Origin of the sequence: Bradyrhizobium guangdongense (assembly GCF_004114975.1) — a bacterium.
Lineage (GTDB): Bacteria > Pseudomonadota > Alphaproteobacteria > Rhizobiales > Xanthobacteraceae > Bradyrhizobium > Bradyrhizobium guangdongense.
This window is the reverse complement of the sequence record NZ_CP030051.1, coordinates 6,087,676-6,101,400: the sequence shown is the minus strand read 5'-3', so window position 1 is coordinate 6,101,400 and position 13,725 is coordinate 6,087,676. Positions and strand designations below refer to the sequence as shown.

13 protein-coding genes are annotated in these 13,725 nt (G+C 65.6%); 10 read left to right on the top strand and 3 right to left on the bottom strand.

Annotated features, from left to right (window positions below):
* The first annotated feature begins 1 nt into the window (after position 1).
* Together X265_RS29125 and X265_RS29120 are read left to right on the top strand one after the other, a co-directional pair.
* Entirely contained in the window at positions 2-754 is a 753-nt protein-coding gene (locus X265_RS29125; protein WP_128967956.1) for a GntR family transcriptional regulator, read from the top strand.
* A 10-nt stretch (positions 755-764) separates the two neighbouring features.
* Positions 765-1,745 carry a PDR/VanB family oxidoreductase gene (locus X265_RS29120; RefSeq protein WP_128967955.1) on the top strand — a complete coding sequence of 327 codons (981 nt, stop codon included), beginning with the start codon at positions 765-767 and terminating at the stop codon, positions 1,743-1,745.
* Between the two features lie 16 nt (positions 1,746-1,761).
* Here the strand turns inward: X265_RS29120 and X265_RS29115 are convergent, their stop codons facing one another.
* Complete coding sequence (locus X265_RS29115; protein ID WP_128967954.1) at positions 1,762-2,127, bottom strand: nuclear transport factor 2 family protein; 366 nt, start codon at positions 2,125-2,127, stop codon at positions 1,762-1,764.
* Positions 2,128-2,227: 100 nt separating this feature from the next.
* On the opposite strand from X265_RS29115, the gene X265_RS29110 reads away from it, so the two are divergent.
* Genes X265_RS29110 through hemC form a run of 3 tightly spaced genes read left to right on the top strand, consistent with a single transcriptional unit; the run spans position 2,228 to position 5,504 of the window.
* A complete protein-coding gene (locus X265_RS29110; protein ID WP_128967953.1) occupies positions 2,228-2,818 on the top strand; it encodes a TetR/AcrR family transcriptional regulator in 591 nt (196 codons plus the stop codon).
* 55 nt (positions 2,819-2,873) lie between these two features.
* Positions 2,874-4,499 (top strand): GMC family oxidoreductase, encoded by a 1,626-nt coding sequence (locus X265_RS29105; protein ID WP_128967952.1) that lies wholly within the window; start codon positions 2,874-2,876, stop codon positions 4,497-4,499.
* A 24-nt stretch (positions 4,500-4,523) separates the two neighbouring features.
* Positions 4,524-5,504 (top strand): hydroxymethylbilane synthase, encoded by a 981-nt coding sequence (gene hemC / locus X265_RS29100; protein WP_128967951.1) that lies wholly within the window; start codon positions 4,524-4,526, stop codon positions 5,502-5,504.
* A gap of 151 nt (positions 5,505-5,655) precedes the next feature.
* Here the strand turns inward: hemC and X265_RS29095 are convergent, their stop codons facing one another.
* On the bottom strand, positions 5,656-6,810 hold the full coding sequence (locus X265_RS29095; protein ID WP_128967950.1) for an alpha-hydroxy acid oxidase: 1,155 nt from the start codon (positions 6,808-6,810) through the stop codon (positions 5,656-5,658).
* A gap of 12 nt (positions 6,811-6,822) precedes the next feature.
* Positions 6,823-8,469, bottom strand: coding sequence for an L-lactate permease (locus X265_RS29090; protein WP_128967949.1), 1,647 nt, complete (start codon positions 8,467-8,469; stop codon positions 6,823-6,825).
* 223 nt (positions 8,470-8,692) lie between these two features.
* Here X265_RS29090 and X265_RS29085 point away from each other — a divergent pair, with 223 nt between their 5' ends.
* From X265_RS29085 to ccoG, 5 genes are all read left to right on the top strand, one after another.
* Positions 8,693-9,454, top strand: a complete 762-nt coding sequence (locus X265_RS29085) for an FCD domain-containing protein (RefSeq protein WP_208764261.1) — start codon at positions 8,693-8,695, stop codon at positions 9,452-9,454.
* A gap of 438 nt (positions 9,455-9,892) precedes the next feature.
* Positions 9,893-11,299, top strand: coding sequence for a hypothetical protein (locus tag X265_RS29075; RefSeq protein ID WP_308421688.1), 1,407 nt, complete (start codon positions 9,893-9,895; stop codon positions 11,297-11,299).
* 10 nt (positions 11,300-11,309) lie between these two features.
* The gene (locus X265_RS29070) at positions 11,310-11,819 is read left to right on the top strand and encodes a DUF2249 domain-containing protein (protein WP_128967946.1); all 510 of its coding nucleotides are present in this window, start codon (positions 11,310-11,312) and stop codon (positions 11,817-11,819) included.
* Positions 11,816-12,130, top strand: coding sequence for a metal-sulfur cluster assembly factor (locus tag X265_RS29065; protein WP_128967945.1), 315 nt, complete (start codon positions 11,816-11,818; stop codon positions 12,128-12,130). The genes X265_RS29070 and X265_RS29065 overlap by 4 nt, the downstream gene beginning before the upstream one ends.
* Positions 12,131-12,139: 9 nt before the next feature.
* Positions 12,140-13,564, top strand: a complete 1,425-nt coding sequence (gene ccoG, locus X265_RS29060; protein WP_128967944.1) for a cytochrome c oxidase accessory protein CcoG — start codon at positions 12,140-12,142, stop codon at positions 13,562-13,564.
* The last annotated feature ends 161 nt before the right edge of the window (positions 13,565-13,725 follow it).

Below are 13,725 nucleotides of genomic sequence, written 5' to 3'. Positions count from 1 at the left end.
CATGGCCGAACGTGAGGTCGACCGCTCCGTCTCGCAGACGGTGAAGGCGCAACTGGCGTTGCGCGAACAGATCCTGGATGGCTCCTTGCGTCCGGGCGAACGCATCTCCGAGCTCCAGGCCGTGGAGACGACAGGCGCCTCGCGCACGCCGGTGCGCATGGCGCTGGTGCGGCTGGAGGAGGAGGGGCTGCTGGAAGCGATCCCTTCCGGCGGCTTCATGGTGAAAGCCTTTTCCGAGCGCGACATCTCCGATTCCATCGAGCTGCGCGGTACGCTGGAAGGCCTCGCCGCACGCTTCGCCGCCGAGCGCGGCGTCTCCGCGCGCGACCTCGAGCCGCTGAAGGAGTGCCTCGCTGCCATCGACGAGCTGCTGGACCAGGTGCCGATCTCGATCGAAGCCTTCTCGTCCTACGTTACGCTGAACGCGCGCTTCCACGCGCTGCTCACCGAACTGTCGCGCAGTCCGCCCTTGATCCGGCAGATCGACCGCGCCTCCGCCCTGCCGTTCGCCTCGCCAAGCGGCTTCGTGATGGCGCAATCGGCGCTGCCCGAGGCGCAGCAGATCCTGATCATCGGGCAGGAGCATCACCGTGTCGTGATCGACGCGATCGAGAACCGCGAGGGGGCGCGCGCGGAAGCGGTGATGCGCGAGCATGCGCGGCTCGCGGTGCGCAATTTGCGCCTCGCGCTACGCAACCGCACCCATCTCGACCTCTTGCCGGCGCTCGCGCTGATCAAGACCGCAACCGATTGAGGGCAAGGCCATGCGCTTCATCGAAACCTGGATTCCGGCAACGCTGGTGTCGACCCGCGACCTGTCGCCCGGCATCCGCGAATTCCTGATCAAACCCGACCGCTTCGATGGCACAGCCTATCCGGTCGGCAGCCACATCAATGTCAGCGTCACCATCGACGGGCAGCCGGAGACGCGGTCCTATTCGCTGGTCGGCGAAGCCTCGCCGCAAGGCTACCGGATCGCGGTCCGCCGCGCCGAGGATTCCCGCGGCGGCTCGCGTTACATGTGGTCTTTGCAGCCGGGCGCGCGGCTCGACATCACCCGGCCGGCCTCGCTTCTCGCAATGGACTGGACGCGCGACAATTATTGCCTGATCGCCGGCGGCATCGGCATCACCCCGATCCTCGGCGCCGCGCAGGCGCTGGCGCGCCGCGGCGCCAATGTCTCGCTGCACTATGCCGTGCGCAGTCGCACGGATGCCGCCTATCTCGATGATCTCAATGAAGCGCTCGGCGCGCGCATGGTCGTTCACGCCGGCGATGAAGGCAAGCGGCTCGATCTCGACGCATTGTTTGCCTCGCTGCCTGAGGGCACGCTGACGCTGTTCTGCGGCCCGATGGGGATGCTCGATGCCGCGCGCCACGCCTGGATCGGTGCCGGCCATCCGCTGACGGACCTTCGCTACGAGACCTTCGGCTCCAGCGGTACGCTGCCGACCGAAACCTTTCGTGTGCGCCTGAAGGATGCCGGCGTCGAGCTCGAGATCCCGCGCGAGCGTTCGATGCTGGACGTGCTCAACGCCAGCGGCTTCGAGGTGATCTCCGACTGCAAGCGCGGCGAATGCGGCCTCTGCGCCATCGATGTCGTTGCCGTCGACGGCGAGATCGACCATCGCGACGTCTTCTTCAGCGATCACCAGAAGGAGAGTAACCAGAAAATCTGCGCCTGCGTCTCCCGCGCACGGGGCACGATCACGGTGGATACGCTGCTGCGCGCGGATGCGGTCTGAACGACCGTAACGGGAGTCACCGCCCGAGCTGCTTCGGGTCGTAGTAAAACCGCTCCTCGATCAGCTCGTCGCCGCGCCAGGTCTGCCAGGCGACCTCCTCCAGCGTGCGCGTGATGCCTTCCGCATTGGTGAAGCTGAAGACCCAGCGTGAGGCGACGTTGTCGCCCTCGATCAGGCTGGGCCCGATGCGCACGGCCTTGACCTCCTTGAACGCGGCGAGCACGCCGCGCTCCTTGGCTGCGAGCTTATCCCGTCCGACCGTCGGTACGGCGTTGTTCTCATACGTAGCGGCGTCGGGCGTATAGAATCGTTCGATCGCGCCGACGAAATCTCCGGCTTCCAGGTGCCTCGCAAACGCTTCGACGATCTCACGGCTTGGCATGCGGACCTCACGATCAAAACCGACTGTTGGTCGGTAAATACCGACTGAGGGTCGAAAAGTCAACTGGCCGCTCGCGCCGAATTGGATTAGACGGAAGCCAATGGCAAAACAGGCGGAACGGCGGGCGGCGACATCTGAGGCGATCCTGACGGCGGCGCGCCGGCTGTTCGGGACGCAGGGCTTTGCCGCCACCACCATGGACGAGATCGCTGAAGGCGCCGGCATCGCCAAGGGCGCGGTCTATCATCACTTCAAGACCAAGGAGGCGGTGTTCGAAGCCGTGTTCGATTCCGTCTCGCGCGATCTCGTTGCCGAGATCGACAGCGCCGCGCGCACCGAGAAGGACGTACTGGCCGCGATGGTCGCCGGCACCCAGCATTACTTTGCCGCGACCGCCAAGGGGCCGACCGGCCGGATCATCCTGCGCGACGGACCGGCGGTGCTCGGCTGGGAACGCTGGCGCGAGATCGACGCCAGGCACTTTGGCGGCAAGATGCCGCGTGCGCTTTCGATAGCCATGGAGGCCGGCCTGATCGCCAAGCAGCCGGTCGAGCCGCTGGCGCGCTTGCTGCTCGGCGCGGTGACGGAGGCCGCGGTCGCCTGCGCCGGGCGCGCCGATATCGCAAGGGCGGGCGCGGAATATGCCCGTGCGTTCAAGTCGCTGGTCGAGGCCCTGCGCCTGCGCGCATGATTGTGCTAGTCACAGACCGGAAACGCCCACGACCCAACAAGAAGAACAGCCGCGCATGACCGCAACCTCCTCCCTCACGCCTGATGATCCCGAGTTCGACTACGTCATCGTCGGCGCCGGCTCGGCCGGCTGCGTGCTCGCCAACCGCCTGTCGGCGGGCGGCAAGCACAGCGTGCTGCTGCTCGAGGCCGGCCCGAAGGATTCCAACATCTGGATCCACGTGCCGCTCGGCTACGGCAAGCTGTTCAAGGAGAAGACCGTCAACTGGATGTACCAGACCGAGCCGGAGCCCGAGCTGAAGGGACGGCAAGTGTTCCAGCCGCGCGGCAAGACGCTGGGCGGATCGAGCTCGATCAACGGCCTGCTTTACGTGCGCGGTCAGCACGAGGATTACGATCGCTGGCGCCAGCGCGGTAACGCCGGCTGGGGCTATGACGACGTGCTGCCCTATTTCAAGAAGGCCGAGAACCAGGCCCGCGGCGCCGACCAATATCACGGCACCGGCGGGCCGCTGCCGGTGTCCAACATGGTCGTGACCGATCCGCTGTCGAAGGCCTTCATCGATGCCGCCGTCGAGACCGGTTTGCCCTACAATCCCGATTTCAACGGCGCCACGCAGGAGGGCGTCGGCCTGTTCCAGACCACCACGCGCAACGGCCGCCGCGCCTCGACGGCGGTGGCCTATCTCGGCCCCGCGAAGACACGCAGCAATCTCAAGATCGAGACCGGGGCGCTCGGCCAGCGCGTGCTGTTCGAGGGGCGCCGCGCGGTCGGCGTAGCATACCGCCAGGGCGCAATCGTGCGCCGCGCGCGGGCACGGAAGGAGGTCGTGTTGTCGAGCGGCGCCTACAACTCGCCGCAGCTGTTGCAGCTCTCCGGCGTTGGCCCCGCCGACCTCTTGCGCAAGCACGGCATCGACGTGGTGCTGGATGCACAAGGCGTCGGCCACGATCTCCAGGACCACATGCAGGTCCGCATCGTGATGCGCTGCTCGCAGAAGATCACGCTGAACGACACCGTCAATCATCCGCTGCGCCGTACGCTCGCCGGCGCGCGCTATGCGCTGTTCCGGAAAGGCTGGCTGACGATCGCCGCCGGCACCGCCGGCGCGTTCTTCAAGACCAATCCGCGTCTGGCGTCGCCCGACATCCAGGTCCACTTCCTGCCGTTCTCGACCGACAAGATGGGCGAACGGCTGCATGACTTCTCCGGCTTCACCGCCTCGGTCTGCCAGCTCCGCCCCGAGAGCCGCGGCTCCCTGCGCATCCGGAGCGCGGACCCGACCGTGCCGCCGGAGATCCGGATCAACTACATGTCCACCGAGACCGACCGCACCACCAATGTCGAAGGCATCAAGATCCTGCGCAGGATCCTGAATGCGCCGGCGCTGAAGCCGTTCGTGGCCGGCGAATACGATCCCGGCGCGAAGGTATCGACGGACGCCGAGATCCTGGATTATTGCCGCGACCGTGGCAGCACCATCTATCATCCGACCTCGACCTGTCGTATGGGCAACGACGCGCTCGCGGTGGTGGACCAGCGGCTGAAGGTGAGGGGGCTCGACGGCCTTCGTGTCGTCGACGGCTCGATCATGCCGGACCTCGTCTCGGGGAACACCAACGCGCCGATCATCATGATCGCCGAAAAGGCCTCCGAAATGATATTGGAGGATGCGCGGTAGTTTCGCGCCGAAAGGACTCTCGACTTGGCACCACGATTCAAGATCGGCACCCGCAAGAGCGCGATGGCGCTGGCCCAGACGGAAGAGATTGCGCGCCGCCTGACATCAGCGGTATCAGGTCTCGACGTCGAGATCGTCAAGTTCGACACCACGGGGGATCTCGACCAGACCAGCAAGCTGTTGCCCCATGGCGGCAAGGGCGGCGCCTTCGTGGCGCAGATCCGCGCCGCGGTGATTGCGGGCGAACTGCAGGCGGCGATGCATTCGCTGAAGGACATGCCTGGGAATGAGGACACGCCCGGCCTCGTCATCGGCGCGACCCTGTCGCGCGATCCGCCCGGCGATGCACTGGTGCTGCGCGAAGGCGTCACGCTGCAGGCGCTGCGCCAGTCGAAAGGCAAGGGTTTCAAGATCGGCACCAACGCGGTGCGACGCGCCGCCTACGCGCGGCGGTTGTTTCCGGATGTCGAGGTGATCCACTTCCGCGGCGCCGCCGACACCCGCGTGCGCAAGCTCGACAATCGCGAGATGCAGCGCCTGCCGGATGGCGGCGCGGTGGGTCCGGCGGACGCGCTGATCATGGCGCGCTCGGGTCTCGATCGCGTCGGGCTCGCCGGCCGCATCGCCTACGAATTCACCGCGGCGGAGATGCTGCCAGCGGCAGGGCAGGGCATCGTCGCGGTCGAATGCGCCGCGCAGGATTGGCAAACACGAAAGATCCTGTCGTCGATCGACGATCCCACGGCGCATGCCTGCGCCGATGCCGAGCGCGAGGTGCTGTGGGTGCTCAACGGCCACTGCAATTCGCCCGTGGCCGGTTTCTCGACCATCTCGGGCGATCAGATGTCGCTCACCGCCTCCGTGCTCGACCTGTCCGGCAACACCATCATCGAAGCTTCGCGCGCAGGTCCCGCCGATCGCCCGCGCGAGCTCGGCCGTGCCGTGGGACTGGACCTGCTGGGCAAGGGCGCCGCCGAGATCATCGAGCGCAGCCGACCGCGCTAAAGCATGATCCGGACCCGGAGGGCCGCGTTAGCGCAAAGTGCGCAGCGGTTTTCCGAAAAGATCATGCGTGAACAACAACCCCACGAGACGAACGGTCTGGGCCCGCGCGCTGCTCAAATCGATGACCGCCTCCTGTTGGCGCGCCGGCGTTTCACGCCGCTGACTTGAAGCGCAAATTGGCGCGCGAGAGTTGGCCGAGCGAGGTGCATCCCATCAGCTTCATGTCGCGCTCGAGCTCGGCCCGCAACAGGCCGAGCGCCCGCTCGACCCCGGGCTGGCCGGCCGCCGCCACCGGATAGAGATAGGATCGCCCGAGGCCGACGGCCTTGGCACCGAGCGAGAGCGCCTTGAGGATGTGGGTTCCGCGCTGGATGCCGCCATCCATCATCACGTCGATCCGATCGCCAACGGCGTCGACGATCTCTGCGAGCTGATCGAACGCCGAGCGGGAGCCGTCGAGCTGCCGGCCGCCATGGTTCGACAGGACGATCCCGGCGCAGCCGATCTCGACCGCGCGGCGCGCATCGGCCGGCGACATGATCCCCTTCAGGCAGAACGGCCCGTTCCAGCTTCGCACCATCTCGGCGACATCGTCCCAATTCATCGACGGATCCAGCATCTCGGTGAAATAGCGGCCGATCGACACCGCGCCGCCGCTCATGTCGACATGCTCTTCGAGCTGCGGCAGCCTGAACCTCTCGTGCGTCACATACTGGATGCCCCATTGCGGCTTGATCACGAACTGGAGCATGCCGGCGAGCGTCAGACGGAAGGGGATGCTGAATCCTGTCCTTAAGTCGCGCTCGCGGTTTCCGCCGGTGATGCTGTCCACCGTCAGCATCATCACCTCGACGCCGGCGTCCTTTGCGCGCTGCATCATCGCACGATTGAGGCCGCGATCCCTGTGGAAATAGAACTGATAGATCTGCGGCGTATCATGGGCCTTGCGCAGCTCCTCGAGGCTGACCGTGCCGAGCGAGGAGACGCCGAACATGGTGCCGTAGCGCGCCGCCGCCGCGGCGACGGCGCGCTCGCCCCGATGATGAAACAGGCGCTGTAGGGCCGTCGGCGAGCAATAGAACGGCAGCGCAAGCTTCTGACCCATGACGGTGACGGAGAGGTCGACCTCCTGCACGCCGCGCAGCACGTTCGGCACGAGGTCGCATTGCTCGAAGCTCGCCGTGTTGCGGCGGTGGGTGACCTCATCGTCCGCCCCACCGTCGATGTAGTCGAAGATCGGCCCCGGCAGCCGGTGACGCGCCAGCCGACGGAAGTCATGAAAATTGTGACACTGTGACAAGCGCATCGCGGTCTCCGTTCAGGGCACGAGCAGTTTGAGCGGCCAGAGATAGGCCTGGCCCAGCACCAGGATGCCGACGAGAACGACGAGCGCGAAGCTGTGGAAGAAGACGAAGCGCAGGATCGTGCCCTCGTGGCCGTACCATTTGGTCGCCGTGGACGCGACCACGATGCTCTGCGCATCGATCATCTTGCCCATGACGCCGCCGGAGCTGTTGGCGGCGGCCATCAGCACCGGGCTCACGCCGATCTGTTCGGCGCTGATGCGCTGGAGTCCCCCGAACAGCACATTCGAGGACGTGTCCGACCCCGTCAGCGCAACGCCGAGCCAGCCGATCAGCGCGCCGAAGAACGGATAGAGCGTTCCGGTCTTGGCGAAGGCGAGCCCGAGCGTGGCATCCGTGCCGGAGTAGCGGGTGACGAAACCGAGCGCCAGCATGCAGGCGATGGTCGCGAGCGAATAGCGTGTCAGATAGAGCGTGCGCGCATACATCCGGATCAGGCCGAACGGGCCGTAGCCGACCAAGAGGCCCGAGATGATCGCCGACAGCAGGATGCCGGTGCCGGCCGCCGAGAGCAGATTGAGCACATAGACCGCGCCTTCTGCGACCGGCTTGGCGACGACGGGCGGCGCCTTCTGCACGAGATTGTGCAGTCCGAGGACGGGAAACTTCGCGACCCAGATGCCGTCGAGCCAGTTTTTCACCTGCGGCGTGCCCCAGGCGAAGACGAAGGCCGAGAAGATCAGCCAGGGCGTCCAGGCCTTGGCGACCGCCGCCTTCGTGCTCTTGCCGGCGGGAGCCTCGTCCGACAGCGGAGCGCCATAGCGTGCCGGCATCTCCTTCATCACATGCATCGGCCGCCATATCCGCAGGAACAGCGCAAGGCTTGCCATCGAGACCACTGCAGCGATCACGTCGACCAGCCAGGGGCCATGGAAGTTCGAAACCAGATATTGCGGAACGGCGAACGAGAGTCCGGCCACCAGAATCGCCGGCCAGATCTCGAGCATCCGGCGGAAGCCGACGAAGGCCCAGATCAGCCAGAACGGCACGAGCAGCGAGAAGAACGGCAGCTGTCGCCCGATCATCCCGCTCAGTTCCTGCAGATCGAGCCCGGTCACCGCGCTGAGCGCGATCACGGGCGTGCCGAGCGCGCCATAGGCAACCGGCGCGGTATTGGCGATCAGCGACAGGCCGGACGCGGCGAGCGGCGAAAAACCAAGTGCGATCAGCATTGCGGCGGTGACCGCAACCGGCGTGCCGAACCCGGCGGCGCCCTCGAAGAACGCACCCAGCGAAAACGCGATGAAGAGCAGCTGCAGCCGGCGATCGTCACTGATCGAGGAGACCGAGCGCTGCAGCACCGCGAACTCGCCTTTCTCGTTCAGAAGCTGATAGAGGAAGATGATGTTGATGATGATCCAGCCGATCGGCAGCAGCCCGAAGCCCGCGCCGTAGATCGCGGCCATTCCGGCCATGCCCGCCGGCATGCCGAACGCGAACACGGCAACGCCGAGTGCGGTGGCGAGGCCGATGGCCGCTGCCCAATGCGCCTTGATCTCGAAGATCGCGATTGCGCTGAGCAGCACGATGACAGGCAGCGCCGCCGCGGCGGTCGAGAGCCATGGATTGTTGAAGGGATCGTAAACCTGCGTCCACGCCACGAAAATCTCCTCGCGTTGTCCTCATCCGCCGCCGCGCTGGTTCACGGTCTTGGGCACCTATATTGTCCGATGCGTAATGCGGTAAAATTATTTTACCAAAATTGTCAACTGGGAAGTGCACTTCGCCCGATCTCGAGGGTGGCAAACATGCTTGATCGAGGGCGCAAAACCCCCATACTCGGATGGCGAATCTGCGCGCTCCGCCAAAGGGATAGGTGCCACCTTGAGCAACGTCGTCCGGACCCCGAAAATCGCGGAAGCGATGGCCGACCACATCGAGAAGCTGATCCTCGAGGGCGTGTTGCGGCCCGGAGAAAAGCTCGCGGCCGAGCGGGATCTCGCCGAAAAGCTGGAGATCTCGCGGCCCTCGCTGCGCGAGGCGCTGCAAATCCTCGAAAGGCGCGGGCTGCTCGCGACCACCCGCTCGGGGACGTTCGTCGCCCAGTTCCTGTCGCCGCTATTGCGGCCGCTGGCAACGCTGTTGCAGGACAAGCCGCGTGTCACGGCCGACTATTTCGAATTTCGCAGGATCCAGGAAGCGCACGCCGCCCGCTTCGCCGCGCTACGTGCCACCGATCTCGACCGTCAGGCGATCCGCGATTGCGCCGATCGGATGCGAAAGGCTCACAAGCTCGAAGATCCGACGCAGGAGGGTGACGCCGACGTCGACCTTCACCTCCTGATCTACGAGGCGAGCCACAATGTGGTGTTGCTCCACGTGATGCGCGCGCTTGCCGACCTGTTGCGCAACAACATCTTCTACAGCCGCGCGCAACTCTATTTGCGCGAGGGCGTTCGCGACCAGCTGCTGGAACAGCATCTGGCGCTCGCGGACGCGGTGATCGCAGGCAAGACCAAGGAGGCCGAAGCGGCGGCGGCCGAGCACATCCGCTTCACCTTCGAGACCGTCGAAGAGATCAGGCGCGACGATATCAGGCTCGAAACGTCGCTCAGCCGGGTCAATCGCCGCGACTTCCTCGCCTGACGAGGTTCCATGGGTTTCGAATGGAGATGCAGCCTCGAGAGGAACGTCGACGGGCTGCGTTCCATCGCACTCGTTGCCGGTGAAACCCGACGGGCCGCGTGAAGCCTTTCGAAAACTCTCATTTGCCGTACTCCTGATAGGTGCTTCGACCCATATCGCGCTGCGATAGATCGGCTTCTTTGCGACATCACAAAGAACTCGGCGCCCATCCGGGTAGGCTCCTGCCATGGACAGGCAATTGCATATGGATCTCACGAGCATTGTCTGCGGGTTTGCTCAGCCTCTCCCGCTTGCGGGAGAGGCCGCCACGCCTCGGGCGATGCGAAGCATCGTCCCGCGCGTGGCGGGTGAGGGTTCTTTCCTCTTGGGGATTGTCCCGTTGCGGGGACACCCTCTCCCCAACCCTCTCCCGCAAGCGGGAGAGGGAGCCTACTGCCGATGCCGCTGCAAGCTCGCGTGCGGGGCGGCGTATGGAGCCGCAATTCGCGCTGGGATGACGAGACGATCATGATCGGCGGCAGCATTTCCCGATGGACGATGACCTACTTCGCGGCGGCGCTGACCTGGCTGCTGGCCGCGCTCGCGCTGATGGTCGCGGGCATCGGACACCCTGCGGCGGATCTCGCAGCACCGGACACGCTCGTCTTGGTGCATGTGGTTTGCATCGGTTGGTTGAGCATCGCGATGTGCGGAGCGCTTTTCCAATTCGTCCCTGTCCTGGTGGCTCAGCCTCTGTTCTGCGAACGATGGGCGCTGCCTGCCCTGGCCTTGGTGACGGCGGGACTGGTTTCGCTGCTCGCCGGGTTCATGGCTTTAGGCGCCCGCCTGCCTTCCGCGCCATGGCTTCTGCCGCTCGGGGCCGTGCTGCTGGTTGTCGGCTTCGGCCTCATCGTGGTCGACCTCGGTCTGACGGCTTGGCAGCGGCCGTCGGGACCGGCACGATTCGTCCTGGTTGGCCTCGCCTCTCTTTGCGCGACGGCCGCTTTCGGCGCGGTGTTCGCGTTCGCATTGGCCGGATGGGCGGGGCGGATCGGCGATGCTGTGCTGGCGCGGGGCATCCCGCTGCATGCCATCGCCGGGCTCGGCGGCTGGCTGACGTTGACGGCGATGGGCGTCAGCTACCGATTGCTGTCCATGTTCATGCTGGCGCCTGACGTCGAGGACCGGAAGAGCCGCATCACGCTCGCCGCCGGCGCGCTCGCGGTCGCGACGACCGTCGGCGGCGGAGCCGCAGCGGTCGGCTTCGAACTGGGGCTGAATATGGTGCTCTCGATCGCCGCAGTTTTCGGCCTGGTTTGCGCCGCTCTCTACGGACGGGATCTTGCCGGCATCTTCCGTGCCCGCAAGCGGCGTCAGCTCGAGCTCAACATGCGGATGGCGATGCTGTCATTCGCCAGCCTGGCGGCAACGGGGCTGCTGGGAATAGCGCTCGTTGCGACGCGAACGCTGTCCGCGCATCTGGGCGCCTTTGCCTTCCTGGCGGCGTTCGGCTGGTTGTCGGGGCTGGTGCTGGCCAAGCTCTACAAGATCGTTGCGTTTCTCACCTGGCTCGAGACCTACGGACCCGTGATGGGACGCGCGCCGACGCCCCGCGTCCAGGACCTGGTCGCGGAAAGCAGGGCGACCAAGTGGTTCGCGATCTACTACGTCTCCGTCTGGATGGGGACGCTTGCTCTGCTGGCGGCACAGCCGGGCGCGTTCCGGATGGCCGCGGCCGCGATGACCGTCGGGGTCGTCGGCATCATCCACGAAATCATTCGAATCCGGCGTCTGGAAGACGTCGCCTTGCCGCTGCGCCTGCCGGCGGGCGCCGTCGCGCCGCATCTTTTGTTCGCCAAAACCTGAGGAGACCGCAATGACCGACTATTTGGATGTCGATGCCCGTCCGATCCTGCGTGCCGGTGGCGAGCCGTTCTCGGTCATCATGGCCGCGGTCGGTCGTCTCCAGCAAGGGCAGGGTCTTCGACTCTACGCGCCGTTCAAGCCGGTGCCGTTGTTCGCCGTCATGGCCGACAAGGGTTTTGCTCATTCGGCAAGCGAACTCGAAGGCGGCGAATGGGAGGTGCTGTTCACGCCTGTCGGGGTCGAGCGGGAAACCACACCGATCGCCGCAAGCAATTCGCCTTTCGCCCCCTGGCCCGAACCGGTCGTGGAACTCGACAACCGCGACCTCGATCCGCCCGAGCCCATGGTCAGGATTCTCGCTGCGGCGGAAAAGCTCGGTCCCGGCGAGACGCTGTCGTCTCTTCTGCGACGGGAGCCGGTATTCCTGTTTCCGCAGCTCGAGAAGCGGGGCTTTCGCTGGCTCGGTGGCTTCAGACCTGACGGCGCCACCTACGAACTGACCGTGAGGGCGCCGTCATGACGGACCGGTTGCTCGAGGACATCCGCGGCGCGCTGCGCGTCGTGATCGATCCCGAACTGGGCGAGAATATCGTCGATCTCGGTTTCGTCTATGACATCGCGGTGGAGGATGGAGCGGTCCGCATCACGATGACCGCGACGACGCCGGGCTGTCCCGCGACGTCCTTCCTGAAGGAAGGCGTGGAGGCGGCGGCATCGACCGTGCCAGGGGTCGCTGCCGTCGACGTCACGATGACCTTCGAACCGGCCTGGACCCCCGACCTCATCGAGCCGGCCGTTCGGGCCTCACTCGGCTTCGCTGCAGTGAATTGATCGCGCGTTATGGCCATCACTATCGAGATCGATCACGCGAGGACGCGGGCCAGGGCAGCTGCTGCAGCCGGCTCGCCCGTCGTACCGCAGGCCGTCAAAGGTCCCATCCGAAGGATCAAATGGGCCATCTTGCTGCTGACCTTGTCGATCTACTACGTCACGCCGTTCGTCCGCTGGGATCGTGGACCGAACGCGCCCGACCAGGCCGTGCTGCTCGACTTCGCCAACGGGCGCCTCTACGCGTTCTTCGTCGAGATATGGCCTCAGGATCTCTATCTGGTCACGGGCCTGTTGGTGCACGCCTCGACGATCCTGATCCTCACCAACGCGCTGGCCGGGCGTCTCTGGTGCGGCTTCGCATGTCCCCAGACGGTCTGGACCGATCTGTTCCTGCTCGTCGAGCGCCTGATCGAAGGCGACAGACGCCAGCGTCTCAAGAATATCGGAGCGCCCCTCACGCCCAAGCGGGTTGTCCAGACCGTTGCCAAGCACGCGGCGTGGCTTCTGATCGCGCTAGCGACGGGCGGCACGCTGATCTTCTACTTCACCGATGCGCCTGAGCTGCTGCGCGACTTGGCTGTCGGCAATCTGTCGGCCAACGCGCTGACCTGGATCGCGGTGTTCACGGGCACGACGTATGGGCTTGCGGGTTTTGCGCGCGAGCAGGTCTGCACTTTCATGTGCCCCTGGCCGCGCCTGCAGGGCGCGATCTGGAATCCCGAGGCCTATACCGTCAACTATCGCGACTACCGCGGCGAGCAGCGGACCTCCGCGAAGAAGGCCGCCGAATTGCGCCTCCGGGGCGAGACGGCAGGCGATTGCGTGGACTGCGGCCAGTGCGTCGCGGTCTGTCCGATTGGGATCGACATCCGGCAGGGTCCGAACTTCGCCTGCATCAATTGCGGCCTCTGCGTCGATGCCTGCGACGGCGTGATGGCGAAGCTCGGGCGCCCGCGGGGTCTGATCGATTACGAAAGCTGGGCTAACATCGAACGGGGGCGGAGGAAGGAGGTCCCCCGCAACCGCCTGCTGCGGCCGAAGACGCTCGGCCTTACGGCCGCCTGCCTTGCGCTGGCTGGCACGATCGGCGTTGCGTTCGCGATGAAGACCACCGCAAGCCTGTCGGTCCAGCACGACCGCGATCCCGTCGCCGTTCGCCTGTCGGACGGCTCCCTGCGCAATGCCTACACGGTGAAGCTCCTCAACAAGTCGTCGAGCGCTCATCGCTACACGCTGTCCGTCAGCGGCATCGACGGAAAGCTTTCGATCGTCGGCAACGAGGACCTCTCTCCGATCGAAGTCGGCGCCGACGCCTCGGAATCTCTGCGGGTGACCTTGACCGCAGCGGACGCCGAGCAACGCGACGTCGTGTTCACGGCCCGCGACGAGACCGGGCGCGCGCTCTCTGCCACGGATCGCTTCGTCGAGCGGTGACGCGCTCAATGAAGGTCATCTCGAGATTTGCTGCGTCGAGCCGCGCGACCGACCGTCAACGGCCACTCGGGTGATGATGGCAATATGCGCCTGTTTTGCCCGACGTGTCAAATCCTATTCGGAAAGGGCGAATAAGGGCGCGAGGCGAAATTCTTCAACGA

Bases quoted from the DNA above. Each gene is read 5' to 3' on its own strand.
- X265_RS29125 (WP_128967956.1), top strand. From the start codon at position 2: ATGGCCGAACGTGAGGTCGACCGCTCCGTCTCGCAGACGGTGAAGGCG.
- X265_RS29120 (WP_128967955.1), top strand. From the start codon at position 765: ATGCGCTTCATCGAAACCTGGATTCCGGCAACGCTGGTGTCGACCCGC.
- X265_RS29115 (WP_128967954.1), bottom strand. From the start codon at position 2,127: ATGCCAAGCCGTGAGATCGTCGAAGCGTTTGCGAGGCACCTGGAAGCC.
- X265_RS29110 (WP_128967953.1), top strand. From the start codon at position 2,228: ATGGCAAAACAGGCGGAACGGCGGGCGGCGACATCTGAGGCGATCCTG.
- X265_RS29105 (WP_128967952.1), top strand. From the start codon at position 2,874: ATGACCGCAACCTCCTCCCTCACGCCTGATGATCCCGAGTTCGACTAC.
- X265_RS29095 (WP_128967950.1), bottom strand. From the start codon at position 6,810: ATGCGCTTGTCACAGTGTCACAATTTTCATGACTTCCGTCGGCTGGCG.
- X265_RS29075 (WP_308421688.1), top strand. From the start codon at position 9,893: ATGCCGCTGCAAGCTCGCGTGCGGGGCGGCGTATGGAGCCGCAATTCG.
- X265_RS29070 (WP_128967946.1), top strand. From the start codon at position 11,310: ATGACCGACTATTTGGATGTCGATGCCCGTCCGATCCTGCGTGCCGGT.
- X265_RS29065 (WP_128967945.1), top strand. From the start codon at position 11,816: ATGACGGACCGGTTGCTCGAGGACATCCGCGGCGCGCTGCGCGTCGTG.
- ccoG (WP_128967944.1), top strand. From the start codon at position 12,140: ATGGCCATCACTATCGAGATCGATCACGCGAGGACGCGGGCCAGGGCA.